This window comes from Brevundimonas sp. DW-iso22, assembly GCF_058725425.1.
Map to the genome: position 1 here is coordinate 557,584 of NZ_JBZXEB010000002.1, position 25,432 is coordinate 583,015.

Annotated in this window: 24 protein-coding genes; 9 read left to right on the forward strand and 15 right to left on the reverse strand. The window is 66.1% G+C overall.

The features are described 5' to 3' along the window. The coding region (locus AC4PRM_RS02715) for an RNA methyltransferase (protein ID WP_492038821.1) at window positions 1–737 on the reverse strand (737 nt) is incomplete at its 3' end. 54 nt (window positions 738–791) lie between these two features. Further along, window positions 792–1,820, reverse strand: coding sequence for a phospholipase C/P1 nuclease family protein (locus tag AC4PRM_RS02720; protein ID WP_492038690.1), 1,029 nt, complete (start codon window positions 1,818–1,820; stop codon window positions 792–794). A 424-nt stretch (window positions 1,821–2,244) separates the two neighbouring features. On the opposite strand from AC4PRM_RS02720, the gene AC4PRM_RS02725 reads away from it, so the two are divergent. Next, window positions 2,245–2,865 carry a 3D domain-containing protein gene (locus AC4PRM_RS02725; RefSeq protein WP_492038691.1) on the forward strand — a complete coding sequence of 207 codons (621 nt, stop codon included), beginning with the start codon at window positions 2,245–2,247 and terminating at the stop codon, window positions 2,863–2,865. A gap of 3 nt (window positions 2,866–2,868) precedes the next feature. Here the strand turns inward: AC4PRM_RS02725 and AC4PRM_RS02730 are convergent, their stop codons facing one another. The 3 genes from AC4PRM_RS02730 to AC4PRM_RS02740 form a co-directional block, all read right to left on the reverse strand. Further along, complete coding sequence (locus tag AC4PRM_RS02730; protein ID WP_492038692.1) at window positions 2,869–3,417, reverse strand: hypothetical protein; 549 nt, start codon at window positions 3,415–3,417, stop codon at window positions 2,869–2,871. 1 nt (window position 3,418) lies between these two features. Next, window positions 3,419–3,754 (reverse strand): Mpo1-like protein, encoded by a 336-nt coding sequence (locus tag AC4PRM_RS02735; RefSeq protein ID WP_492038693.1) that lies wholly within the window; start codon window positions 3,752–3,754, stop codon window positions 3,419–3,421. 115 nt (window positions 3,755–3,869) lie between these two features. Then, window positions 3,870–6,392, reverse strand: coding sequence for a beta strand repeat-containing protein (locus tag AC4PRM_RS02740; RefSeq protein ID WP_492038694.1), 2,523 nt, complete (start codon window positions 6,390–6,392; stop codon window positions 3,870–3,872). A 239-nt stretch (window positions 6,393–6,631) separates the two neighbouring features. Between AC4PRM_RS02740 and AC4PRM_RS02745 the strand changes: the two genes are divergently transcribed. Both AC4PRM_RS02745 and AC4PRM_RS02750 read left to right on the forward strand, forming a co-directional pair. After that, window positions 6,632–7,066, forward strand: coding sequence for a hypothetical protein (locus tag AC4PRM_RS02745; RefSeq protein ID WP_492038695.1), 435 nt, complete (start codon window positions 6,632–6,634; stop codon window positions 7,064–7,066). Window positions 7,067–7,144: 78 nt separating this feature from the next. Next, on the forward strand, window positions 7,145–7,354 hold the full coding sequence (locus AC4PRM_RS02750; protein ID WP_492038696.1) for a flagellar hook protein FlgE: 210 nt from the start codon (window positions 7,145–7,147) through the stop codon (window positions 7,352–7,354). A gap of 41 nt (window positions 7,355–7,395) precedes the next feature. On the opposite strand, the gene AC4PRM_RS02755 is transcribed toward AC4PRM_RS02750, so the two are convergent. After that, window positions 7,396–8,382 carry an SDR family oxidoreductase gene (locus tag AC4PRM_RS02755; protein ID WP_492038697.1) on the reverse strand — a complete coding sequence of 329 codons (987 nt, stop codon included), beginning with the start codon at window positions 8,380–8,382 and terminating at the stop codon, window positions 7,396–7,398. A 113-nt stretch (window positions 8,383–8,495) separates the two neighbouring features. Here AC4PRM_RS02755 and AC4PRM_RS02760 point away from each other — a divergent pair, with 113 nt between their 5' ends. Then, window positions 8,496–9,122: a DUF4126 domain-containing protein gene (locus AC4PRM_RS02760; protein WP_492038698.1), complete on the forward strand. Its 627-nt coding sequence runs from the start codon at window positions 8,496–8,498 to the stop codon at window positions 9,120–9,122. Here AC4PRM_RS02760 and AC4PRM_RS02765 read toward each other — a convergent pair. Then, window positions 9,119–9,433, reverse strand: a complete 315-nt coding sequence (locus tag AC4PRM_RS02765) for a hypothetical protein (protein WP_373255985.1) — start codon at window positions 9,431–9,433, stop codon at window positions 9,119–9,121. The genes AC4PRM_RS02760 and AC4PRM_RS02765 overlap by 4 nt on opposite strands. Window positions 9,434–9,553: 120 nt before the next feature. Next, complete coding sequence (gene dusA / locus AC4PRM_RS02770) at window positions 9,554–10,555, reverse strand: tRNA dihydrouridine(20/20a) synthase DusA (protein ID WP_373255986.1); 1,002 nt, start codon at window positions 10,553–10,555, stop codon at window positions 9,554–9,556. 134 nt (window positions 10,556–10,689) lie between these two features. Here dusA and AC4PRM_RS02775 point away from each other — a divergent pair, with 134 nt between their 5' ends. After that, complete coding sequence (locus tag AC4PRM_RS02775) at window positions 10,690–11,259, forward strand: DUF4142 domain-containing protein (protein WP_373255987.1); 570 nt, start codon at window positions 10,690–10,692, stop codon at window positions 11,257–11,259. A 38-nt stretch (window positions 11,260–11,297) separates the two neighbouring features. Here AC4PRM_RS02775 and AC4PRM_RS02780 read toward each other — a convergent pair whose 3' ends face one another. Continuing rightward, window positions 11,298–13,160 carry a monovalent cation:proton antiporter-2 (CPA2) family protein gene (locus AC4PRM_RS02780; RefSeq protein ID WP_492038699.1) on the reverse strand — a complete coding sequence of 621 codons (1,863 nt, stop codon included), beginning with the start codon at window positions 13,158–13,160 and terminating at the stop codon, window positions 11,298–11,300. A 162-nt stretch (window positions 13,161–13,322) separates the two neighbouring features. Between AC4PRM_RS02780 and AC4PRM_RS02785 the strand changes: the two genes are divergently transcribed. The 4 genes from AC4PRM_RS02785 (at window position 13,323) to AC4PRM_RS02800 (ending at window position 18,841) form a co-directional block, all read left to right on the forward strand. Beyond that, a complete protein-coding gene (locus AC4PRM_RS02785; RefSeq protein WP_492038700.1) occupies window positions 13,323–15,185 on the forward strand; it encodes a vWA domain-containing protein in 1,863 nt (620 codons plus the stop codon). Window positions 15,186–15,254: 69 nt separating this feature from the next. Beyond that, a complete protein-coding gene (locus AC4PRM_RS02790) occupies window positions 15,255–15,662 on the forward strand; it encodes a CBS domain-containing protein (RefSeq protein WP_492038701.1) in 408 nt (135 codons plus the stop codon). A gap of 85 nt (window positions 15,663–15,747) precedes the next feature. Next, entirely contained in the window at window positions 15,748–16,326 is a 579-nt protein-coding gene (locus tag AC4PRM_RS02795) for a hypothetical protein (protein ID WP_373255991.1), read from the forward strand. A 91-nt stretch (window positions 16,327–16,417) separates the two neighbouring features. Next, window positions 16,418–18,841 carry a PAS domain-containing sensor histidine kinase gene (locus AC4PRM_RS02800; RefSeq protein ID WP_492038702.1) on the forward strand — a complete coding sequence of 808 codons (2,424 nt, stop codon included), beginning with the start codon at window positions 16,418–16,420 and terminating at the stop codon, window positions 18,839–18,841. 3 nt (window positions 18,842–18,844) lie between these two features. Here AC4PRM_RS02800 and AC4PRM_RS02805 read toward each other — a convergent pair whose 3' ends face one another. From AC4PRM_RS02805 to AC4PRM_RS02830, 6 genes are all read right to left on the reverse strand, one after another. Then, window positions 18,845–19,351, reverse strand: coding sequence for a periplasmic heavy metal sensor (locus AC4PRM_RS02805; protein WP_492038703.1), 507 nt, complete (start codon window positions 19,349–19,351; stop codon window positions 18,845–18,847). Continuing rightward, window positions 19,348–19,770: a hypothetical protein gene (locus tag AC4PRM_RS02810; protein ID WP_492038704.1), complete on the reverse strand. Its 423-nt coding sequence runs from the start codon at window positions 19,768–19,770 to the stop codon at window positions 19,348–19,350. The genes AC4PRM_RS02805 and AC4PRM_RS02810 overlap by 4 nt, the downstream gene beginning before the upstream one ends. Beyond that, window positions 19,767–20,330, reverse strand: a complete 564-nt coding sequence (locus AC4PRM_RS02815; protein WP_492038705.1) for an RNA polymerase sigma factor — start codon at window positions 20,328–20,330, stop codon at window positions 19,767–19,769. The genes AC4PRM_RS02810 and AC4PRM_RS02815 overlap by 4 nt, the downstream gene beginning before the upstream one ends. 126 nt (window positions 20,331–20,456) lie before the next feature. Next, on the reverse strand, window positions 20,457–21,047 hold the full coding sequence (locus AC4PRM_RS02820; protein ID WP_492038706.1) for an EF-hand domain-containing protein: 591 nt from the start codon (window positions 21,045–21,047) through the stop codon (window positions 20,457–20,459). A 69-nt stretch (window positions 21,048–21,116) separates the two neighbouring features. Next, a complete protein-coding gene (locus tag AC4PRM_RS02825; RefSeq protein WP_492038707.1) occupies window positions 21,117–24,011 on the reverse strand; it encodes a bifunctional [glutamine synthetase] adenylyltransferase/[glutamine synthetase]-adenylyl-L-tyrosine phosphorylase in 2,895 nt (964 codons plus the stop codon). Then, entirely contained in the window at window positions 24,008–25,417 is a 1,410-nt protein-coding gene (locus AC4PRM_RS02830; protein WP_492038708.1) for a sensor histidine kinase, read from the reverse strand. Before AC4PRM_RS02830 ends, AC4PRM_RS02825 begins: the two co-directional genes overlap by 4 nt. Window positions 25,418–25,432 lie beyond the last annotated feature (15 nt).

Here is a 25,432-nt window from a genome sequence, read left to right on the forward strand (position 1 = left end):
CCTCCCCCAAGGGGGGAGGAATGTGTTTCCGCCGCCAGCCGCGCCAGTACCCGGCCGCGCCCCTTGGACAGGGCCGTGATCACGCCCCTGAACGTCGCCACCTCCTGGGCCGTGAAAGCAGCACGGCCCAGCATGACGCGCAGGTTCTGGCTCATCGAGCGGAACTTCTCGGGCGGGTGAAAGAAGCCCGCGGCGTCCAGCTCCCGCTCCAGATGTTCGTACATGCCCAATGTCAGGGCACCGTCGGCGGGCGGCTCGGCCTCGCGGAAGTTGGGCGGGGGCGCGTCCAGCACGGTCGCCCGCCACTCATAGGCATTGATCGCCACAGCCTGGGCCAGGTTGAGGCTCTGGTGGCGCGGGTCGATGGGGATGGTGACGATGCCCTGGCACAGGGCGATGTCGGAGGTCTCCAGCCCCGCCCGTTCGCCCCCGAACAGCAGGCCGACGTTCAGACCCGAGGCCCGGTCGTCATACAGGGTGCGCGCCGTTTCGCGTGGCGTGCGCACGGGCTGGCGTGTCTCGCGCGGGCGGGCGGTGGCGGCGTGGACGACGTTCAGATCGCCGATGGCCTCGGCCACCGTCTCGAACACCCGGACGCCCTCTAGCACCCAGTCCGCGCCCGAGGCGGTCGCCCAGGCCCGCTCCTGCGGCCAGCCATCACGGGGCGCGACCAGCCGCAGCTCCGACAGGCCGAAGTTGGCCATCACCCTGGCCACCGCCCCGATGTTCTCCGCCATCTGGGACTTGTCGAGGATGACGACCGGAGGCGTCAGGATCGAAGGCTCGGACAATCAGTCCTCGCCATACATGGCCAGCCAGGGATCGGCCGTCCCGGCCTCGACCTCTGCGACCTTGACCGCCGGCCAGCCGATGGAAACGTCCGCCGAGGCCCGCCAGGCGGCGGTGTAGAAGTCGCGCAGCTCCGCCGCTGCTGCTGACAGACGGGCCACGGTGAAGGTCGCGCCGCGGGGGTCGCCGTCACGGAAGCCGCCGTCCTTCTCCAGCCGATAGAAGGGGGTCACCTCGGCCAGGGTAGTTTTCAGATAGGCCGGTACCCGCGCCTTCATGTCGAAGCCGTCGACGCGCGGCGCGGCCATGCCCGCCTCGACCAGATCGAGGCGCGCGACGCGGGCGGTAAAGTCCCCCTCGAACAGGCCATGCGTCTGACGCGAGGTGGTGAAGCCCTCGGGATTGGGCGTGTTCCGGTCCCAGCCATTGTAGTGGATCGTCGTATGGTGCGGCTGCGAGCCGTCGCCGATATAGTGGCCCAGCACGCCCATGTCGCGCAGGATCAGGGCCTCGCGCCGGATGCGGTCCTCACGGTACCAGGCCCGTTTACCCGGATCGGTCTCGCGCGCCTCGATAGCATTCAGCACGCGCCAATAGGCGAAGTCGCGCACCAGCTGCTGATAGCCGTCCATAATGGCATAGGGCAGATAGCCCGCCTCGTTCACCGAGCTGCCTGCGGCGATGAGGGCGGCGTCGTACTGGTGCTTCAGCTCCGGCAGGGCGTCTATGGACGGACCGCCCGTGACCATGATGCGGCCGTCATCCAGCATGTCGACGAAGTGGGCCGTGTCGCGCTCGCGGTCGTGCGGCTGACCTGCGCCTTTCCAGCGGTCGGGTTCGCGCGCCAGTTCACCGACCTCGGTCGCGGCGGCCGCCGTGCGCAGGAAGGCGGGAAGATCGTCAGGCAGCGCGCGCACCGCCGCCACGCCGATCAGCCGGTGTCCGGTGTTGCCCCACGCCGAAACCACGACAGGCGCAGCCGCAACGGCTAGGGCACAGGCCGCAGCGGCGGCAACGACGAAACGCTTCATGGACAGGCTCCCGGGATCGATAATTCCTGCCCTTAGACCATTTTCGTTGCAGGTCGAACCACGCCTCGGTTCCCGCTCACACAGGTCAGAGTTATCCACAGCTCCAGGCGGGGCGGACAGTCAATTGGCGACATCGGTAGTGGTGCGTTGCCAATACAAAAATCACGCACGCGAATGCAGAACAACGCCTCATCTTCGTCGAGCATATCCGTACAGCAAAATACACATAGACTGCGAATACTGCTTATCGGTGCGACCCACATAGTCAGCGGCACCCCACGCTGATCACTACGAACCTGTGGTTTTCCACGGCTGAATCGGGCGAGAGGTCGCAGCTAGCCCCGAATGTCCGGTTTTTGCCACAATTAGAAACGACAAGCGCCGGGCCGGACGCGTCGGGACCGGTGATTCAATGAGTATCACCATGCTCGGCACAGCCGCTGCGCTCGCCCTTTTGTGGGCGATGGCCTTCCCCGTTTCCGGAGAACCGGTGTCCTACGAAGCTGCGGTCGCTGCCGACCGCGCTGTTGTGACAACCCCCTCCGAAATCGAAGGTTCCGACAGCGGCGATGCCGAGGCTGCCCTGACCGCCGATCAGCTGGCCCACATGCAGGGCGATGCCCGCTGGAGCGCCTCGGCGCGCCTGTATCACGCCGGGGGTGGTGGAGCGACGGGCAACGATTCGCTCGGTTGCCGCCCGATCGCCATGCGGACCGTGGCCGTGGACCCACGCTACATTCCCCGCCGCACCCGCCTGTTCATCCGCGAGACCGTGGGTCTGCGCATGGCCGACGGCACCATCCATGACGGCTACTGGTACGCATCCGACATCGGCGGCGGCATCAAGGGCCAGAAGGTCGATCTCTATACCGGCCACGGTCGTGGCTCGATGCGCCAGGCGATGCACCTGAATATCCGCACCCTGACCATCGCCGATGCCGGCCGCTTTGACGGTTGCCCGCCGTCGTGGGACGCGACCCCCAGCCGGTCGACCCAGATGGCTTCAAACGCGGGCACCGGGTCATCGGTCGGCGTCTCGGACTAGGCCTCACTCTTCGATGCGCGTCAGCCGCGTCTGGTTTCGATAGGCCCAGGCTTCGCTCGATCCCACGGGCCGGACTTCCTTGATCTCCAGCAACTCGCCGCCATCGCGCGTCTCCGTGACGCGGATTTCGGCGTCCGCATCGCCGTCCCGTCCGGTCCGCTCATAGATGATGGACCAGTGGGTCGCATCGACATAACTGGCCACGCTGACCGTCTGAGTCGACAACTCGACCGGGCGGCCGGAACGATAGGACGACGATGTCACAGTGCCCGCCGCCGGGTCGTCCAGGCTGATCGTCGTGATCCAGACCGGATTGTCCGGTCCATCGTCGAATAGCGAGCGTCTGATCTGGGTCACGCCATCGGCGACGACTTCGATCGTCGTGGCGACCGGTATCTCGAACAGCTCATTGGACTGATAGTCGCGGTACCCCAGCGCCCCGCTCCACGATCCGGCCAGACCGTTGCGCAGCGTGGTCGCCGACGGTGCGTCCTGAGCCGCGACAGGCCCCGCCAGGACCGCCATCACGGCTGCGATCAACAGTCCGCGCATCTCAGAATCTCCGCCGGCCAGACACAGTCTCGAAGAACATCCGCCAGTCGCCCATCAGGCTCCACAGCGGGTATTTGAACGTGGCGGGCCGGTTCTTCTCGAAAAAGAAATGCCCGACCCAGGCAAAGCCATAGCCGATCACCGGCATGGCCAGCAGCCACCAGGCATTCCTCGTCACCAACGCCAGGATTACCACCCCGATCACCAGCGCCGACCCCACCACATGGATCCGCCGGCACGTCCGGTTGGAATGCTCGTGGATGTAATACGGGTAGAACTGGCTGAACGAGGCGAAACGTTCACCGGAAGCGGGCGTGTGAATGTGCGGCGTGCTCATGATCGAAATCCTGCCCCCGCTGATCCGGCACGGCAAGTGCGCAATCTGACAGACAAGAGGGCCGGTGCGAAACACCGGCCCTCTGCTTTACGCCGGGGATTTGGAAGTGGGAGGCCTACAGACCCCAGGCGTCGTGGCCATCATGACGCGCTTCGAGCACATGATCTGTCCAAGACCCCAGCATCGGATCGTACTGGGTACCGCCCTGATCGACGAACAATCCGGACATGCTGTCGGGACGATCAAACAGTTCGTCGTCGAACGACAGCGGCATGACGTCCGGCATGTCCGAACCCGACTTCATGACGAAGTCGTCTGCGACGAAAGGCACAGGAGCGACAAGGTCCGCCAGAGCGACCGTGGTGCCATCCGAGAAGCGCACGTTCTCGACCCCGGACAACTGGTCGATGCCATCGCGATTGGCGGTATTGTCGGTCACCTGATAGCCGTTGGCGGTCAGGACGACGGTATAGTCGGCCCGCACGCCGGACAGCACGGCGACGTCGGTTCCCGCACCACCGCTCAGGATGTCGTTGCCCATCCCGCCCGTCAGGGTGTCAGCCCCCGAACCGCCGGTGATAGTGTTGGCCTCGGCATTGCCGCTCAGGATAGCTCCGCCCTGACCCGTGTAGATCAGGTTTTCGACATTGGCACCCAGGGTCGTGTTGTTGTCCGTGGTACGGACGGTATCGATACCGCCGCCTGCCGCCTCGACAATGGTGTCGCCGACGGTCGTCAGGATGTAGGTGTCGTCGCCTGCACCGCCGTAGAGCTCATTGGCCACGCCCGACCCGCCGATCAGCGTGTCGTTGCCGTCCAGACCCAGCAGGACATCGCGCCCAGTGGAGCCGGTGATGATGTTGTCACCCGCATTGCCGAAGCCCACGTGGTCGATGGCCGAGGTGAAGGTCAGGTTCTCGACGTTGGCGGCCAGGGCGTTGTAGGTGCCCAACGCCGTCAGCACCGTATCCGTACCTTCGCCTGCGAGCTCCACAATCGTGTCGCCTTCGTTTTCGACGACATAGGCATCATTGCCCAGACCACCGTACATCTCGTTGGATCCCGCACCGCCACGCAAGGTGTCGTTACCGTCCAGGCCGACCAGGACGTCATTGCCCGCGCCGCCGGTCAGGTCATTGTCTGCCGTGCTGCCAATCAGGACGTCATTGAACGAACCGCCGACGGCGTTCTCAATGCCCGTCAGGGTGTCCGTGCCGCCCTGCCCGTCCGAGCTGGTGCCGCCGAACAGACGCACGGTGGCCCCTGCTGTCGCCGGGCCATAGTTGACCGTATCGATGCCGTCACCACCGATCATGATGTCGTCACCGCCCCCGCCGATGAAGGTGTCGTTGCCGATTCCGCCGTCCAGGGTGTCGTTGCCGCCACCGCCGACGAGGAAGTCGTTGCCTGCACCGGTCGTGACGACGTCGTCACCTGCACCGGCATTGACGTAGTCGGCATTGTCCGTCCCGGCATAGGTGTCGGCCACGTTCGTGCCCAATGTCACCGTGCTGAACAGATTGCCGCGCTGGGCTCCGGAGACCAGATCGCGCACGTCGAACAGGGCAGAGCCCTGAGCCACGAAGGTCACACCTTCATCATCGAACCGGCTGACTTCGCCGAACAGGCCGTCATTGTAGTCCTCAGACTGCATGCGTACAGCCAGTCCGCCGTCCTGGTTGGTCATGGTACCGCCGTCGTTGGCGTTGCCGTTGCCGACCTCGGCGCTGGTGAAGGTCACGCGAATGGCGCTTGAGCGATCGGAGTTGGCGTTGACGTCAATCTCGACAACATCGTCGCCTGTGCCCATGTCGGTCAGGTCGCTGCCGTCGCGCGAGATGTTGAAGCGAGCCAGGTCGTTGCCTGCGTCGCCGAAAATGACGTCATTGCCCAGACGGCCTTCCAGGATGTCGTCACCGTCGCCGCCGCGCAGGGTGTCGTTGCCTGAATCATTGCCGCCAAATCGATCGACCTGATTCAGCGTACCGCCACCACCATTGTTGGACCGGTCGGTATAGCTCAGCACAACACCGTCACCGAGAAGCGTGTCGTTGCCGATCCCGCCATCCAGGATGTCGTCGCCCGCACCGCCTTGCAGCAGATCGTCTCCGCCCTCGCCGAACAGGGTGTCGTTACCGGTGAAGGAGCGGTCGCCGATGGTGCGTGAAGCCCCGAACTTGCCGAAGATCGAACCATCGCCGTCCAGCACGTCATTGCCGTCTCCACCGTAGAGTGTGTCGTCTCCGCCACCACCGACACCGCGGTCGTTGCCGGCCCCCAGGCTGATGAAGTCGTTGCCGGACACGATGGTGTCGCTGTTGCTGTCGGGGCGGAAGAAGGTGCGGATGCTGTCGTCGCCCGAACCCGTCGTCACCACGAGGGATTCGACATTGGTAAAGCGCACGCTGTTGGTGCTGTTGCCGGCCGCGTTGTCGAAACCGTTGTCGGCGAAGTTCACGATGCCCGTGGTGGCCGATCCGTAGTTGACCAGCAGCCGGTCAAAATCCTCGCCGCCGTCGACGACGTCGCGGCCTGTATTGACGCTGACGACATCCAGGCCGCCCAGGCCGTTCAGGATGTCGTCGCCCGCAGTATCCAGTAAGAAATCGTTTCCGGCTGTCCCGTTGAATGTAGGCATGTCCCACTCCCTAAAACGGCACAAAGCGCGCCGATTTTTGACCTGAATTGGTCATTGGGGCAGGTAACGGAGTCTCGGCGACAATAGTTTCAGATTGGCACAATAAATCTTTAAGACTATGGCATAGCTTGTTGTATGCAATAGCAAGGCTTGGTATTCGGTTGCTAGCAACCGCATCTACGAATTGTTCGAGACGACGGATGCAATTCATTATCCCGGTAACGAGAACGTGAGGTACAATGGCACTGAAGATCGGACGCATGGAGCGCTCGGACGCGGCTTTCGCCGCTGCCGTCATCTTCATGGCGGGGCGCAAGCCGTTCAGTGATCTGCCTTTCGGTCGTATGGTCGACACCCTGTCGGCGGCGGTGCGTCGCGGCCACTATGTCCTGGCGTCGGAGAACGGACGCGTCGTGGGCTTCACCTTCTGGGCCGTGACATCCGCAGACGTCGCCCGTCGCTGGACTGAAGAGGGCTATGAGCCGACCTACGAAGAGGGTTCCGGCGGCGACACCATTGTTCTGACCATGGGCGGGGGCGAACATCCCACCGTAGCCTTGCAGGGCGTAAGGCACATAGCGGCCCTCTATCCCGGATATCCTTACCGCATGGTCCGCTTCGGACGCGGTGGACCGACCAAGGTCGGGCGGTTTCCTGGGCAAAAGGGCGGCTGAAGCCCGTTCACCATCCTCATCAGCACTGCGATAATCAAGGATGTGCACAATCCCGGCTCCAAGAAACGGAGCCGCGCCATGCAGGCCTTTTCAGTTGCCGCCTCGGGTATCGCCGCCGCCACCGCCCGCTTCGACGCCAGCGCCCGGCGCACGGCAGTCGCTCCGCTCGACAACCTGGCCGCGGAAAGCGTCGAACGCATCCAGGCGGAGGTGGCGCTGAAGGCCAATGCGGTAGTGCTGCGGTCGGCCAATGAAATGACCGGCACTCTGCTGGACATCCTGGCCTGACGTTCCAGCGCGGTCGAAAAAATCAACCAGACGCGGCCTCTTCACCCTCCGCCGTAACCGCCAATCAACGGCAGGACTTCGCCAGTGATGTAACTCGACATCTGAGGTGAGGCCAGGAACACATAGGCAGGGGCCATCTCCTCGGGCTGGGCGGGGCGTTTCATGACGGTGTCGCCTCCGAACTGGGCGACCTTGTCAGCCTCCTGATCGGCGGGGTTCAGTGGCGTCCAGACCGGGCCGGGCGCGACCACGTTCACACGAATGCCGCGCGGAGCCAGATGGGTGCCCAGCGATCGGGCGAAGGCGTGAATGCCGCCCTTGGTCATCGAATAGTCCAGCAGATTTTTGCTGCCCATCATGCCGGTCACCGAGCCGGTCATCACGATCGAACCGCCCGCCTTCATGTGCGTAACCGCCGCCTTCACCAGGTTGAAATAGCCATAAAGGTTGGTCTTCAGCGTCCGGTCGAAATGCTCGAACGTCAGGTCCTCCAGCGCCTCGACATGCTGCTGGAAGGCCGCATTGGGGACCACGACATCCAGCCGGCCAAAGGCATCGAGCGTGGCCTTGACGGCGGCTTCCGAAAAGGACGGGTCGGAGACATCGCCTTTCAGAACGATGGCCCGGCGGCCCTCAGCCTCCACGGCGGTGCGGGCGTCCTCGGCATCCTTGTCCTCGTCGAGATGGCAGATGGCGACGTCGCAGCCTTCGCGTGCGAACAGGACGGCGACCGCGCGACCGATGCCGGAATCACCGCCTGTGATGATGGCCGCCATGCCATCGAGCTTGCCCGACCCTTTCCAGAACGGCGCATCGTACATCGGCGCGGGATCCAGGGCGGCCTCGTCTCCGGGCTTGGTCTGGTGCTGCTTCGGAAAGGGCGGTTCCGGATAGCGGCGCGCGCCGGCCTGCATGGCCCCGTTGTTCTTGTCGTCTGATCCGCCGCTCGCCTTGGCGTCGATGCCGGACTGGATGTCGCGTTCCTGGTCAGCAATGTTTTCGGCACGGGGTTCGAAACGGTCGGTCATGGCGGGCTCCTGTTGGCGCATCAGTTCGGGGGTCTCTTGAAAAGACCGTGGAGCGACGCGCCGTTCCCGCGCATCATGCGTTCAGTCACACAGATGCGTGAGGAGGAAGGGCCATGCCGGGACTGGATCTGACAGAGGTGGGCGCGGCTGTCGGCCCGCTTCAGACTTGGGTTCTGCCCGCGCTATTGGGGTTGGGGCTGGCCTCGGCGACGGGTCTGCGCACCTTTCTGCCGCTGCTGATGCTGGCCCTGGCGGCGAAGTTCGAGATGTTCGGCATCCGCCTGAACGACCAGATGGACTGGCTGGGATCATGGCCCGCGATCTCGGCTCTGGCCGTCGCGGCGGTGGCCGAGTTTGCGGGCGACAAGGTCCCGGCGGTGGACCATGCGCTGAATGCCGTCGGCTATGTCACCCGACCGATTGCGGGCGCGGTGGCGGCAGGCAGCGTCTTCTGGGGTGTCGATCCCGCCACGGCGGCGGTGGCGGGCATCATTGTGGGGGCCCCCACGGCCCTGGCCTTCAATGCGGCCCAGACCGGGGTGCGGGTCGGCTCGACCGCCACGACCGGAGGGCTGGGCAATCCGATCGTGTCGCTGATCGAGGATGTCCTGGCGGTGCTGACGGTGATCGTGGCCTTCCTGGCCCCGGTGATCATCCCGCTGGTGCTGGTGATCCTGGCGATCGTGGTGTTCCGGCTGGCGAAGCGGATCCGCGATCGACCGGTACGCACAGCCGTCTAGACGCGGCTGATGATGGCCTTCAGCGTCTCGACCTTGGTCGGCAGGTCCGAGGCCATGCGCCCGGCCAGTTCGCGCGCGCCGACCGGATAGGCGTCGCCACCCTCGGCAATCTCGCGGGCCAGTTGCGACGCCTGCATCAGCAGGATTTCCAGCGCCTCGACCTGTTCGACGGCCAAGGCGCGAGCCTCCTGCTGGAGGCGTTTGACACGCTCGGAGGTGGTCTCCGGCTGGCGCATCAGATCATAGATTTCGGCCTCGCCGGGGACGATCCTGAGGGCGGCTTTCGAGTTGACAGGCGGCGTGTCTGACATGGCGTGGCTCCAGATGCAGACGTTAACGCGAACGCCTCATCCTCGCCACAATTCCTCGAAGCGTAGCCATACATCGCGCGCCGGGCGTGTCGCCCGCGCATCATTAACGGTGCGGCGGCGTCATGCGGCCTGTCGCCGTTCCTCCGCCTCGCGCACCGCGTCGGCGGCGCGGTCCAGGACTTCCAGCCCCGCATTCGGACCGAGGGCCTCGACCGTCAGGATGCGGCGGAAGGCCCGCGCTCCGGGTCGGCCATGCATCAGGCCCAGCATGTGGCGCGTCATCGACGGCAGCGACACCCCCTCCTCCAGCCGCGCGGCCAGATAGGGCTTGTAGCGTTCGATGGCGGTGAAGGCATCCACGTCCGCCGTATCGGCTCCATACAGTCGGCGATCCGCCTGACCCAGCAGACCGGGCTCGTGATAGGCGGCGCGGCCCAGCATGACGCCGTCCAGAGCCACACCGTCGGTGTCGTCCAGATGGGCCTCGGCCTCGTCCAGCGAAGCGATGCCGCCGTTGATGCTGATCGACAGATGCGGCCGCTCGCGCTTCAGCCGCCGAACCAGGGCATAGTCCAGAGGCGGGACGTCGCGGTTTTCCTTGGGCGACAGACCTTTCAGCCAGGCCTTGCGGGCATGGACGATGAAGGTGTCGATGCCGACAGCAGCGCAGGCATCGACCGTGGCGAAAAGCGATTGCTCCGGGTCCTGATCATCCACGCCGATGCGGCATTTGACGGTGGCGGGCACGGCGACCGCGCCCTTGATGGCGGCCATGCAGTCGGCGACCAGTTCCGGCTCGCGCATCAGACAGGCCCCGAACCGGCCCGACTGGACCCGGTCGGACGGGCAGCCGACGTTCAGATTGATCTCGTCATATCCGTACTGTTCCCCGATCCGCGCGGCCTGGGCCAGCTGATCCGGGTCCGACCCGCCCAGTTGCAACGCCACTGGATGCTCGACCGCGTCAAAGCCCAGCAGCCGCGCCTGATCGCCGTGGAGCACGGCGGGGGCCGTGACCATCTCCGTATAGAGCAGGGCCCGGGTCGTGAGGGTGCGATGGAACGCCCGGCAGTGCCGGTCGGTCCAGTCCATCATCGGGGCGATCGAAAGGCGGCGGTTCATCGGGGCGGCGTCTACACCATGCCGGGGCCGCTGGCGAACCCTGGAGATGCTCACCCTATGTCTGACATCGGACACAGGAACGATCAGGCTGGCGAACGGTTTTGTGGTCCTGTCCCCACTTTGGAGGAATACCGATGATCAGAACCCTTCTCGCCGGCACCGCCTGCTTGGCCCTGCTGAGCGCCTGCAACTCCGAACAAGCGTCCGAACCTGTCGATGCAGCCCAGGACGCCATGTCCGCGCCCGTCGGCCAGACCTCGGCAGCCGTCATGGGGTCCAACATGCAGTCGGCCTATATCCCCAACGCCGCCATGGGCGACATGTACGAGATCCAGTCCGCCGACATCGCCCTGGAGCGGTCACAGAATGCCCAGGTCAAGGAACTGGCGCAGATGATCAAGACCGACCACACCACCGCCTCGAACGAGATGAAGGCCATGCTGCCGCAAGCTGCGCCTGACACCACGCCCCCGACCGATCTGGACGAGCGTCGCCAGGGGCTGATCGACAATCTGCGGTCGGCCTCGGCCGCGGACTTCGACCGCGTCTTCATCGATCAGCAGATCGCTGCGCACAACGAGGCCCTGACCCTGCATCGCGGTTTCGCCGATGCAGACTCGCCGCTGGCCGCCCACGCCCGCAAGGTCGTGCCCGCGATCGAAGGCCACCTGCGTATGGCCGAACAGATCAAGGCCGCGATGTAAACGCTTGCGTCAATGACCGAATGAAGGAGCCGGTGTCATCAGACACCGGCTTTTTCGCGGGCATCTTCTTCCTCCAGAGCCTCAGCCGCTTCCTCGTTGAGTGCCTGACCCTCGCGGCGGGGCTTGATGTAGGGGGCGGGCTGGGGCGTGACGGCATTGCCGCGCATCAGACCGCGTCCGGCAGCGAGGCCGCCCGCCAGTTGCAGGGTAAACCGCTCCTCGTCGCGGCGACGGACATCCTCGATGGTCTCGCTGGCCTCATCCTGGCTGAAGCCCAGGTCGATCAGCACCTGATGGCCGAAGACCAGCGCGCTCTCGAAAGTTTCGCGCAGCTGATACTCCACCCCGGCCTGAACCAGACGCATCGAATGGCCCCGGTCGAAGGCCCGCACGAACAGCTTGGTCAGGGGGAATTCGGCCTTGACCAGTTCGACGATACGGTCGGCCACTTCGGCCTTGTCGACGCAGACCAGGATGGTCTCGGCCTTGGCGGCACCCGAAGCCCGCAGCACGTCCAGCCGCGCCCCGTCGCCATAATAGACCTTGAAGCCGAAGTTCCCGGCGGCCTGGATCATCTCCACGTCGTAGTCGATGATCGACACGTCGACGTCGCGGGCCAGCAGGGGCTGGGACACCACCTGGGCGAAACGGCCGAAGCCGATGATCAGGACGCGCTCGCGCAGGCCGCTGGCGTGATCGACACCCTCGGCCTCGTCCGGCGACAGTTCCGGCGCAGGGGGCATCAAACGGCGCACGACCAGCGTCGTCAGCGGCGTCAGGGCCATGGACAGGATGACCAGGGCGGTGGCGATGGCACTGGACCGGGCATCCAGCACCCCCGCGGCCAGGGCGGCGGCATACAGGACGAAGGCGAACTCGCCGCCTTGCGCGAACATGGCGGCCCGTTCGACGGCCTCGCGATTGGAGGCCTTCAGCAGCCGCGCCACGCCATAGATGGCCGCGGCCTTGACGACCATGAACAGGGCCAGTCCGCCGACGATGATCGGCCAGTCGGCCAGCACCACAGCCAGGTTCAGCGACATGCCCACGCTGACGAAGAAGATGCCCAGCAACAGGCCCCTGAATGGCTCGACATCGGCTTCCAGCTGATGGCGGAAGCTGGAATCGGACAGCAGCACCCCGGCCAGGAAGGCCCCCATGGCCATGGACAGTCCGCCCAGGGTCATGATCAGCGCGGCCCCCACGACCACCAGCAGCGCGGCGGCGCTCATGATCTCGCGCCCGCCATGCCGGGCCAGGAAACGAAACACCGGGTTCAGCAGATAACGCCCCGCCACCACCACCGCGACGATGGCCCCCAGGCCCAGAGCGATGGTCTGCCAAAGCGGCGGACCGTCGACCGCCGTGCCCATGGTGCTGGCCAGAATGGCGACGATGGCCAGCAACGGCACGATGGCCAGGTCTTCCAGCAGCAGGATAGACACCGCCCGCTGACCCGCCGGGGTGTTCAGCTCATTGCGCTCATCGAGACCCTGCATGATGACCGCGGTGGATGACAGGACGAAGCCCATGGCGACGATGAAGGCGATATGCGCAGGCACGCCGAAGGCGATCGCCGCCAGGGTCAGCAGCAGCCCGCTGAGTCCCACTTGGGCCACGCCCAGGCCGAAAATTTCGCGTCGCAGATTCCACAGTTTCGCGGGCCGCATCTCCAGCCCGATGATGAACAGGAAGATGACCACGCCGAATTCTGCGACGTGCAGCACAGTCTCCGGCTCGGCGAACAGCTTGAATCCGAACGGGCCGATAGCCAGTCCGGCGGCCAGATAACCCAGGACCGAGCCCAGTCCCAGCTTGCGAAACAGCGGCACGGCCACGACGCCGGCCCCCAGCAAGGCCGCCACCTGGACCAGTTGAACGCCTGTGCTCGCCTCGGCCATCGTGTCCCCCTGGTCCGTCAGATTCCGATAGTGGGGGCTGTGGCCCGATTGCGCCACCCTGTGAGGGACAGGACGGGACCGCATCTCTCGTCCGGAGGCCGCCACAGTTTCGCCCAACGGCGGTCTGCCTCATCGACATCAGACGACAGGGAAGGCCCCGCCATGATCGACCGCCCAATGACCGCCGCCGTCACGGCCGTGATGGCCTTCAGCCTGACCGCGCCGGGGGCTACGTTCTCCGTCGCCGCGCAAAACCGGGACAGCTTCGATGCGAACAAGCCCGTCGATGGTGCAGTGTCGGCGGCCGCATGCCGACCCTATGGCTTCATCCTCCCGGTAGCCGGTGATGGGGATGACCGCACGCGCTATCGCCTCACACCGCCGCCGCCATCGCCCCCCATGCCCCTGTCGCCCCCGCCCGCGCCCGCGCGTCCGCTTGTTGTACAGACACTGCCCAACGGCCAGACGACGCTCGACGGTGTCGTCGTCACCGGCAGTCGTGTGCAGCGGTCGGAAGCGGCAGCAAGCGGATCTACCTATGCGCCGCCCCCGGTTCATCGCCCCCTGCCGCCCGGCATTCCGCCCCGTCCCGCCGACACAGAGCGCTATCCCGACGCTACGCCCAATCCGGTCAAGCGCGTGGCCGACGAGCCCGTTTCGACCTTCTCCATCGACGTCGACACCGCCGCCTATGCCAATGTTCGCCGCTTCGTGGACGAGGGGCGTCGTCCGCTGGTCGATGCGGTGCGGATCGAGGAGATGGTCAACTATTTCGACTATGGCTACGCCCTGCCGCGTTCGGCGTCCGAACCGTTCGCCATCACCACGGCAGTGGTCGCCTCGCCCTGGTCGCCGGGTCGCCAAATCGTCCATATCGGCCTGCAAGGTTATGAACTGCCCGAGGGCGAGCGGCGTCCGCTGAACCTGACCTTCCTCGTAGATGTGTCCGGCTCGATGAACAGCACGGACAAGCTGGCCCTGGCGCAGAAGTCGATGAACCTGATCATCGACCGCCTGCGCCCCCAGGATACGGTTGCGGTCACCTATTATGCCGAAGGGGCAGGCACGACCCTGGCACCGACGCCGGGCGACCAGAAACTGAAGCTGCGCTGCGCGGTCGCCAGCCTGTATGCCTCGGGCGGAACGGCAGGCGCGACGGGCATGACCAATGCCTATGACCAGGCTCAGGCCGGCTTTGCCCGCGACAAGGTCAACCGCATCCTGATGTTCACCGACGGCGACTTCAATGTAGGCCAGACCGACAACCAGCGGCTGGAGGACTATGTCGCCAGCAAGCGGGAAACCGGCATCTATCTGTCGGTCTATGGCTTCGGGCGCGGCAACTATCAGGACGCGCGGATGCAGGCGATCAGCCAGGCCGGCAATGGCACCGCCGCCTATGTCGACAACCTGAACGAGGCGCGTCGTCTGTTTGGCCCGGCCTTCGACAAAGGGGCCTTTCCCATCGCCGACGACGTCAAGATCCAGGTCGAGTTCAACCCCGCCCGCGTCAGCGAATACAGACTGATCGGCTATGAGACCCGGCTGCTGAACGAGGAAGATTTCAACAACGACCGCATCGATGCGGGTGAGGTCGGGTCGGGGGCCTCCGTCACCGCGCTGTATGAGATCACGCCCGTGGGTGGCCCCAGCCAGATCCCGGAGCGCCGCTATGAGGCCAATCGCTCCATCGGTGTCGGCGGCGGCGATCCGGAGAGCGAGGTCGGCTTCGTCCAGGTCCGGTTCAAGCCGCCGGGCGGCGACACCTCGCGCCTGATCCAGCGCGTCCTGTCCAACAGCGGTAATGGTGCGGGCTCGCCACCGGAGAGCACCCGCTGGGCCCTGGCCGTCGCCGCCTTCGGTCAGAAGCTGCGCGACGATCCGTGGATGGACGCGGGCTATGGCTGGGATGCGATCCTGGCACAGGCGCAGGCCGCCCGGGGAGAGGATGCCTATGGCCAGCGCGCGGAGTTCGTCCAGATGGTGCGGGCGGCGCAGGGATTGCCAGCCCAGGCGCGGCCCTGACGGCAGCATCTCGGAACCCCAGCCCACGGCAAGGGTTGTGCCTGCAATCGAAACTGCAGGAGACACCCCATGAAAGTCCGTGACGTAATGAGCAAGGACGTCCAGGTCGCCCGGCCCACCGACACCCTGCCCGAAGTGGCCGTGCGCATGAAGGATGGCAATTTCGGTTTCATGCCCGTGGCCGACGGCGATCAGCTGATCGGGACGATTACCGACCGCGACATCGTCGTGCGCGGCCTGGCCTCGGGAGCGGCGGCGACCGCCACGGTGCTGGAATGCCTGTCTCGCGATCCGATGACAGCGCGGGCCGACGACGATCTGAAAACCGTGCTGGACGCCATGGCCAGCCGTCAGATCCGCCGCCTGCCGGTTCTGGACAAGGATGGGCGTCTGGTCGGCGTCGTCTCGCTGGGCGACCTGTCGACCCGTGTGAAGGAAAAGTATGCGGGCGAAGCCCTGGAATCTATTTCCCGCTAGGCTGGGCCTGCACGCCCTTAACCTTTTTGCGGAACCGACTGTTCACGGCTGATTGGCACGGTGGCCTCGAAAGAGGACATCGAACATGGCGCTCGCACAGTTTCAAAAGGGTCAGACCGTCTGGGTGAAGTGCGTCGGGGCGTGGGCCGAGGTCGAGAAGGTGAAGCCGGTCTGGGCCAAAGGCTTTTCCGAACCTATCCGGGTTACCTATGAAGTTGGCCTGGGACGCGAGTTCCAGGCCAATGAGCTGTTTGTCCCGACCGAGGACGCCTCCTCTGCCAACATGGGCCTGTGGCGGCTGATGCGGGTACGCAACAAGTGGCAGCAACCTGAAGACTGCGCCCATCATCCCTTCCCCGGCACCTATCCCGTCGTGGTCACCGACCGCATGGACTGGGGTGGCTGGCGTGTACCGGGCGCAGAGTACGACCGCGACCCTGACCATATCGAGTTTCAGGCCCGGCTGATTGCAGCGGCTCCCAAGCTGATGGTCATCGCCTCGCAACTGGTGGAATCGGTCGACCAGGACCCCGACGACGCACCGCCGGAAATGGTACAACTGGCCCGGCAGGCCCGCAGTCTGCTGCAAACCATCACCGACGTTCTGGCCCGGCCAAAGACCAAGTCCACAAGGCGAGAGTCTTCCGAGTCACACGCCGCCTGAAAGCGTTGACGATCGGTAAACCAGTCCTCGACACGAATCCGCGACGCAGCCTAGATTCTGCTTCTACTGATTTGGGTTGGGGGATGATCGCTTGCGGAGCACCGAGCGCCGCATAACTGCCGAGGGGCGTCGCGCGACCGACCGTCGCCAGGGCGCGCCCGCTTGGCTGAGGGTCGGCATCCTGGCCTTGACCCTGGTTATTGCCTTGGGCGTGATGCTGTTCGCGCGTGAAATGGCCCGGCCCGATCTGGAGCAGGACGGGCTGCGCATGGAGGCGGTCGACCGCGAGGCACGGCTGCTCGCGCTGGACACGGCACGGAAAATTGCGCCGGCCCAGGCTGCTGGCCGCGCCGCTGTAGCAGCCTCCGGCAATGCATCGCAGATGGTAGCCGTAGCCCGGGCCGCTGCACCTGAAAGCGCCTTCGCCGTCATAGACGCATCGGGCGACGTCCTGGCCAGCGCGGGCGCACAGCCTGATGCTTTTGAAGCCATGACCAACCGGCCCGACCTGTCTCGCGACGGCGAGGCCTTGCTGATCCGGCGCAGCTTTGACGGTGGGTCGAACCTGATCGCCCGTGTCAGCTTGCCGGCGCTGGAGCCTCGCAAGGGTGCTGAACTCTGGCTTATGTCAGGCACCTCTGCGGTGCTGGCCAGTTCCTCGCGCGATGGGCGCTCTCTGGGTTTGACCATCCGCCCGATCCGGGCTGACGGCCAAGCCGATGAGCTCAGAATTGGCGAGGGGCTGGTTCGTCGAACAGCCATACCAATCGGCGACTCGAGCCTGATCGCGGTTGCCACATCGGCCAAGGGTACCGGACCGGCCGGGCTGCTGAGCAATATCTGGATCTTCATCATACCCGCCGGCCTTGGCATCGCGGTGATTGCGCTCGTTCTGATGGTCGAGCGACGTCAGCAAGGTATCAGCAAGGCCTGGGCCGCTTCGGAGCAACGGTTTCGCGGGGCCGTCGAGGCATCTCGCTGTGGCGTCTGGGAATGGGATACGGAGGCCGAGATCATCACCGTCTCGGACTTCATGGCAGGTCTTCTTGGACTGGAAGAAGGCGGGTCCCTGCCCGTGAAGACCGTGCTGGCCCAGATCCACCACAGCTATCACGCCGCAGTCCTGCACGCCCTGCAACAGGCCCAGATGTTCGGCACCTTCGATGTCAGCTTTCCGGTACCGGACGCCAAGGGGAAGGCGCGGTGGATCGATGCGAGGGGCCAGGCGCGCGGAGACCGCGGCGAGCAGGGCTTCACCAATGTTCTGGGAATCGCATTGGACACCACAGAGGCCCGCCGGGCCAAGGCGCAGGCCCAGGCTGCCGAGGGGCGCCTGCGCGACGGCATTGAAAGCGTATCCGACGCCTTCGTCCTGTTCGACAAGGGCGGACGCTTGATCCTGTGGAACCAGGCATTCCAGGACACCTTCGACTTCGGAGAAGGCGTTCTGCGCCGCGGTGCCTTCAAGCAGGATCTGAACCAGATCGCCGCACTGGCCATCAAATCCGATCAGCCGGCCACAGGTGGCCGGGCCGGCGCGCGCGAGATCGAGCTGAACGATGGCCGCTGGCTGCAGATGATCGAGCGCTACACCTCCGACGGCGGCTCGGTCGTCACCGCCGCCGACATCACGGCCATCAAGAACAAGGAGGCCGAGCGGCAGCGCGTCACCGACACCCTGCACTCCACCATCACCGAACTGGAGGACCGCGAGGACAAGCTGCGCCTGCTGGCTCGCAAATACGAAGTGGCCATGACCCGCGCCGAGGCCGCCAACCAGGCCAAGTCAGAGTTCCTGGCCAATATGAGCCACGAACTGCGCACGCCGCTGAACGCCATCAACGGCTTCTCGGAGATCATGTTCAACGAGATGTTCGGGCCGCTGGGGCATGAAAAATACAAGGGCTATGCCGCAGACATCCTGAAATCAGGCCAGCATTTGCTCAGCCTGATCAATGACATTCTGGACATGGCCAAGATCGAGGCAGGCAAGGTCACCCTGCACTATGAACGGGTATCGCTGAAGGAGGTGGCCACCGATGCCGCCCTGCTGATGCGCGGCAAGATCGAGGAGTCGGGTCTGAAGCTGATCATCGACGCCCCCGATCTGCCCGACATTGAGGCGGATCAGCGCGGGCTGAAACAGGTCATGCTGAACCTGATCTCCAACGCCGTGAAGTTCACGCCAGAGGGCGGCGACATCGTTGTGGCCCTGTCCCAGCTGGATGACGAACGCCTGCGCGTCGCGGTCACCGACACCGGCATCGGCATCGCCGCCAAGGATCTGGCGCGTCTGGCCCAACCGTTCGAACAGGTCGAAGGCCAGCATTCCAAGACGACCCAGGGCACCGGCCTGGGCCTGGCCTTAACGAAGTCTCTGATCGAACTGCACGGCGGCAAACTGCTGCTGGAGAGCGAGCCGGGTCGGGGTACGACGGTCAGCTTCGACATTCCGATCGTGCGGCCAGGTGCAGCACAACCCGCCACCGCTCCGGCACAGGCCCGCGCGGCCTGAGACCTAGTTGGTTCCGGGCTGTGGGGGCGCACCCCTTCCATTGCTGGAAGAACGGCTGCGCTCACGGCGCTTCTTGAGAATTTCCGCCAGGACGACGCGGTCCTGGCCCTCGACCGTCGCCAGCAGGGCGACGGTGTCGCGCTCCATGCGCGCCCGCCCCCGCTGGTCCGCCTCGCGCGAGTCCGCCAGCAAGGCCGTCAGGCGGTCCGGATCGAAATCCTCAGTGGCCGCCATGGCGATCGCCTCCCGACGCCGCTCGCGGGCCATCTCGAAATCAGGACGGGCGGCCAGGGCCGAGGCCCGCATCGCGGCACGGATGCGGGGCCTCTCTTCGGCAGAGAGTCGGTCAAACAAACGCTGCGGCGAGCCTTCGCGCTGGGGCCGGGTCTGGGCCTCGACCTGCTGGGCGATGCGCGCCTGCGACACAAACAGAGTCGCGCCCGCACCCAGCGCGAACAGGTTCAGCGCCACCGAAACGCCCAGGGCGATCTTAAGCCCGCGCGACCTCAACCCAGAACCTCGGTGTCATCGACGCCGACCAGCATCGATTGGTACAGCACGGCATCCGCCTGGGCATTGGCGGTGAACTGATCCGTCATGACCACGCCGGCCACCACGCCCGCACAGGCCGCCGCCGCCCAACCCGCGCCCATGGCTAGGCCCAAACGGCTCAGCCAGCTCTTGCGCGGAGCACGCACGGTAGCCGCCGCGATCACGCGATCACGCAGGGCCGCCGACGGCTGCATCGGACGCGAGGCGAACAGCAGGGCATCCAGGTCGTCCGCATCGGACAGAACCTGCCCGGCCATATCAGGATGCTGGACCACGAAGGCATCGGCCGCCGCGCGCTCGGCCTCGGGCCAGCGCCGGCGGTCCGCACCGTAAGCCTCTGTCAGGGCGATAAATCGCGCCGGGGTCATGGTCGTCATGCTCCTTCGGCTCCGGGCCGGATATCGGCCAAAGCCAGTCTCAATGCCCGCCGTCCGCGTGACAACAGGCTTTCGAGCGCGTCCACGCTGATCTTCATCAATGCAGCAGCCTCGATATTGGTCAGTTCCTGATAGTGGCACAGCACGATGGCCTCGCGCTGGCGATCCGGCAACCGGGCCAGGGACGCCTCCACCCGTGCGCCGGTGTCCGCCGCCATCAGTCCGCGATCGGGGGCTGGGCCGTCGTCAGCACGATCAGGCAGGCTGTCAGTGGCGATTTCGCGTCGCCTGCGCAGGCGATCATAACAGAGGTTCAACCCCACCCGGTGCAGCCAGGTGTCGAACTTGGCCGTCCCCGGCGTCCAGCGCGGGGCCTGTTTCCAGGCCCTCAACATCGCCTCTTGGGCCACGTCTTCGGCTTCGGTGGCGTCGTTCAGCATGCGGTGGGCGAGCGCCAGCATACGCGGCAGCTTGCGCGCCACCATCGCCTGAATGGCCGCCGGATCACCCTGACCCACGCGGCGCACCAGATCTTCATCAGGGTCGGCGGTCAGCGCCAATCCGGCCTCATCGGTTCGCTCCCGCCAGAGCGCTGTTCTGGACCAGAATCCTGATCCGGGTCGAGCCGAAACACGCGCCGGGGCGGCGAGTTGCATCACCGCGCTGATCGCCGCCCCGGACATGGGCTATTCCGCCATCGGTGCAGGCGCAGGCGGTGCTGCGCGCTCGGCGCGGCGCTCGCTCATGCGGGCCCGGCGCTCGCCACGAACAGCCTGACGCTCGGCGGCGGTCACGACGCCGTTGCCATCGGCATCCATGCGGGCAAAGGCCTGCTCGGCCTTGGTGCGAGCATCGGCAATCACCACCGGGCCACGATCCGCCATGCGAGCGGCGCGATCGCCACCGCGACCGCCACTTGGGCCACGCATGCCTGCGCGCTCGGCACGCGGTCCACGCCCGGCACGAGCTTCACGCGGCGCGTCGAACTCGGCCCGGCTGATGGAGCCGTCACCGTTGGTGTCCATGCGAGCAAAGCGGGCCTCGGAGCGCTCGGCATGCTTCGCCTGACGAGCGGCTTGATGTTCCTCGGCGGTCACGGTGCCATCGTTGTTGGCGTCTGCGGCCGTCAGACGGGCCACGCGGGCTTCGACGAATGCGGCCTGGGTCATCTCGGCCTGCGCACGCGCCGGGCGATTGGCTTGCTGCGCCATGACGCCGCCGGCCAAGGCGGCAAAGGTCACGGCGACCATGCCACCGATCACGACTGTCTTCTTCATGTGGTTCTCTCCTGAAACCGCCTCGGCGGTCGGTTCGCCCTTGTCAGGAGATCAAACGGCCTAGTGTCGTCATTCCGTCGCAGGCGGCGGCAGCGCTCTTTCAAACGCTTCCCGTGACTCGCTCCGGACCTGCGCCAGTCGGTTAGTCAGGACCTCGAAATCTGCGCATCCCGCTGCCTCGGCCAGGCGCCGGCGCAGCCCGGCAGGTTCCTGCGACGGGTCCGGACGCTCGTCGAAGGCGGCTCCCAGAAGCTGGCTCAGCCCCTGCTGTAACCGCCAGGCCTCGGCCAGGGCCGGATCGTTCGACAGGGCTTTCAGCGTCGAGACCGTCAGTTCGCCTCCCGATGCCGCCTTCGCCAGTTGACGCACCTGAGCCACGAACTCGGCATCGACCTGACCGCCGGGGGCCAGTTTCAGATCCCAGGCCCCTTGCCCCGGCCGCTCGCGGCTCATCAGGTCGCGCATGCGTCTTGCGTCTGCGATTACATCGATGCCCGGACGGGGGCGACGCAGGATGTCGGCCAAGGCCTGTGTCACCCGCTCGCCAAAACCCGCATCGCTGGCCCAGACGACGCGGGCCCTGGTCAGGGCCATGAACTCCCAGGTGTCGGCGTCGCTGGCATAGTAGTCGACCAGGGCCGACAGCCGCAGAGACACCGGCCCCTTGGCCGCGCCAGGGCGCAGCCGCATGTCGACCTCATAAAGGCCGCCCTCTGCCGTATGCGCCGACAGGGCCGCAATCAGCCGCTGGGTGAATCGGGCCTGGAAGACGCCCGACGCCCAGCCCTTGGCATCGGACACCACCTCGTCCGGCGCATCATAGACAGTCATCAGGTCCAGGTCGGAGCTGGCCGTCATCTCGCGCGAGCCGGCCTTGCCCAGGGCGACGACGGCGACGACGCCGCCGGGCAGCCGTCCGCCCTGACGCTCCGTCTCGGTCATGGCGACGGGAGCCAGGGCCGTGATGACCGCATCGGCCAGGGCGGCATGGGCGCGGCCCGCTTCCTCTGGATCGATCCGGCCGGTCAGGACCTGCACCCCGATGCGGAACATCTGGTCGCGGTGCAGGCGGCGCACGGCGTTCATCGCCTCCTCGAAATCGGGGGCGGCGCGGGCTTCGGATGCCATCTGGTCGAACAGGCCGGTATTGACGCCGAGCGTCGTCTGGAACCGCGCATCCAGCATACTGTCCAGCGCCACAGGATAGCGCCCCAGCGTGCGCGCCAGGCGCGGCGCGAACGCCAGCAGGCCCAGCACCAGATCGAACAGTTTTGGCTGGGCCAGGAACAGGGACTGGACCTGAACGCCGCTGTTCAGGCCCGAGAAAAACACGGCGAAGCGGCGGAAGGCGGGATCCACCGCGCCGGGATCGTCCTGAAACAGATCCGCCAGCTGGGTCAGAAGCCGCGGGGCCAGACGGGTGAACAGCTCGCGTCCCCGGGCACTGCGGGTCGCGGGGATGCGGCCGTGGTGCCAGCTGCGGATCGTGTCTGCGACGGAGGCGGGCTCGGCAAACCCCATCCGGCCCAGAGTGGCCAGGGTCTCCGGATCGTTCTCCACCCCGGTGAAGACCAGCGAGCCATAGGAGGACGACAGCGCCTCCTCGCCTTCGAACAGCTCGCCATAGCGGGTGTTGACCCGCACCAGCAGGGTCTCGACGTCGGCATCGAAGGCGGCCAGATCGCCCTCTCCGGTCAGGGCGGCGACCATGGCCCGGCGTACCGGGTCGACCGGCAGGCTGTGGGTCTGTTCGTCGTCCAGCATCTGGACCCGGTGCTCCAGCCCGCGCAGGCGCACATAGGCGGCGGTCAGCTCGGCGCAGGCTTCGGCGCTCACATGACCGGCATCGCGCAATAGGCCCAGGGCATCGACGGTCCGTGGACTGCGCAGGACGGGGTCGCGCCCGCCGAGGATCAGCTGCTGGGTCTGGGCGAAGAATTCGATCTCGCGGATCCCGCCACGCCCCAGCTTCAAGTTTGCCCCCGCCGCCTCCAGGCCCTCGCCGGTCTTGTGGACGTGGATCTGTCGCTTGATCGACTGGATGTCGAGGATGGCGGGATAGTCGAGACTGCGACGCCAGATGAAAGGCTTCAGCGCCTTCAGAAAAGACTGCCCTGCGCCGATGTCGCCCAGCATGGCGCGCGACTTGATGAAGGCCGCCCGCTCCCAGTTCTGGCCGACGCCTTCGTAATAGGACAGGGCGAAGGGTACGGCGACGACCGGCGGGGTCGAGGACGGATCGGGCCGCAGCCGCAGATCGACGCGGAACACATAGCCGTCGCCCGTCCGTTCCTGCATCAGGGTCGACAGGGCCTGGGCCATGCGGTCGACGAACCGCTGGGGCTCCACCTCCTCGGCCAGGGCCGGGATCAGGGCGTCGGGGTCCCAGAACAGGCTGATGTCGATGTCGGACGAATAGTTCAGCTCGAACGCGCCATGCTTTCCCATGGCCAGGCCGAACAGGCCGGGGACGGGGCCGCGCGGATCGTCGGGCGGCGAGACCAGCTTGCCCCGCTCGTGCTGGTTCTGGGCCACGGCGCGCAGAGCCGCCTGCGTCGAGGTGTCGGCGAACCGGCTGAGTGCACTTGTCACCTGATCCAGGTCCCAGACACCGCCGAGGTCACACAGGGCGGTCAGCAGATGCAGTTCGGCCTTGAGACGACGCAGGGGCGCACGGACATCGTCCGCCCCACCGGTCAGCGCTTCTGTGCGGGCCAGAAGGGCGTCGAGCGCCTGATCGGGTTCGCTCGCCAGCAAGGCCCGCAAGGTGTCCGGCCACCGACGCGCCAGACCGAAAAGATAGGGAGCGGCGGCAAAGACCGGAGCCAGAGCAGGCCAGGCGGTCTCGAGCGTCGTGGCCCACCCGCCGTCGTTCGCCGCTTCGGTCAGCCGCTCGTGCGCACGACCGGCGGCTTCGGCACTGACCAAAGGCCCGCAGGGGCGCAGACTGTCCGCCAGCCTCATCCGCCCGCCGCCGGGACTACCAGGGCCACCCGCAGGCCGGGGCCGAAGCCGTTGTAAACGCCGGGGCCTTCGTCCAGCTGGATACGCCCGCCGTGAGCCTCCATCACCGCCGCGACCAGCGACAGGCCCAGGCCCGACCCCGCCTCGGTGCGGCTGTTGTCCAGACGGACGAACCGCTCGGTGACGCGCGAACGGTCGTCTTCGGGCACGCCCGGGCCGGTGTCGGTGACCGAAAACTCGATCTCGCCCGACGAGCGACGTCGTGCCCTCAGCATCACGGCCCCGCCGGTCGGGGTGTATTTAATGGCGTTGTCGATGATGTTGGCCAGGGCCTGGGCCAGGAAGGGCTGGTTGGCCTCGATCATCAGGCCGCGCTCGATCTCGGCCGAGAACTCCAGCCCCTTGTCCTCGCTGGCGGGCTCGTACAGCTCGGCCATGTCGGCGGCCAGGTCGGCGGCGTCGAACAGTTTCGGGTCCGGCGTATGACCCGCCGCCGCCTGCAAGCGGGCGATGGCCAGCACGGTGTTGAAGGTCTTAAGCAGGCTGTCCGCTTCGTCCAGGGCCAGCTGGACCGCATCAACACCGTCGATCTTGCCGTCCTCGGCGTCCATCAGCGCGACCTCCAGCTTGGCCCGCATCCGGGTCAGAGGCGAGCGCAGATCGTGGGCGATGGCGTCGCCCGCATGCCGGATCGAGGCCATCGACCCCTCCAGCCTGTCCAGCATGGTGTTCAGCCCCTGGCCCAGTTCGTCCAGTTCGTCGCCGTTCTGGCGCACGGCGGCGCGGACCTTCAGATCGCCCTCCTGCACACCGGTGACCACCGTCTGCAGCCGACGCATCGACCGCTCCAGATTGCGGCTGATCAGCAGACCGCCTGCCAGACCCAGCAGCAGGACGATCCCCATCGCCCCCCACAGGGCCTGGGTCAGCCGCGCCAGATAGGCGTCCGTGTCGCCCATCGACTGGGCCACCATCAAGGTTTCGCCCCCTGACAGCCTGACCTGAACCCCTCGCGCCTGCGGTCTGACGACGCGACCGTCCGCATCCGTCTCGGTGAAGGGAAAGGTGGTCCAGACGCTCGTCTCGGTCTGATCCGCGACAGGCAGGTCCGTAAGGCTGCCGGTGACGACTGAGCCGGTCTGATCTGCCAGCACATAGAGGTAGGAACTGCGCGTCAGGCTGCGATCGACAAGAGCCCGGTTCAGGGCGTCCAGGCCGCGCTGGTCATAGATGCCGCGCAGCACCTGCATCTCGCCGCGCACATTCTGCTCGGCCGCCGTCCGCGCCTCCGAAGCCGATGCGAAATAGACATAGGCCAGGATAGCACTGGCCGCAGCGGCGAACAGGGCGAGGAACAGCAGCGTCAGCCGGAAGGGTGTGCGGCGAAGGAGGGAGGGGAGACGCATCTGAAGCTGTGGGGC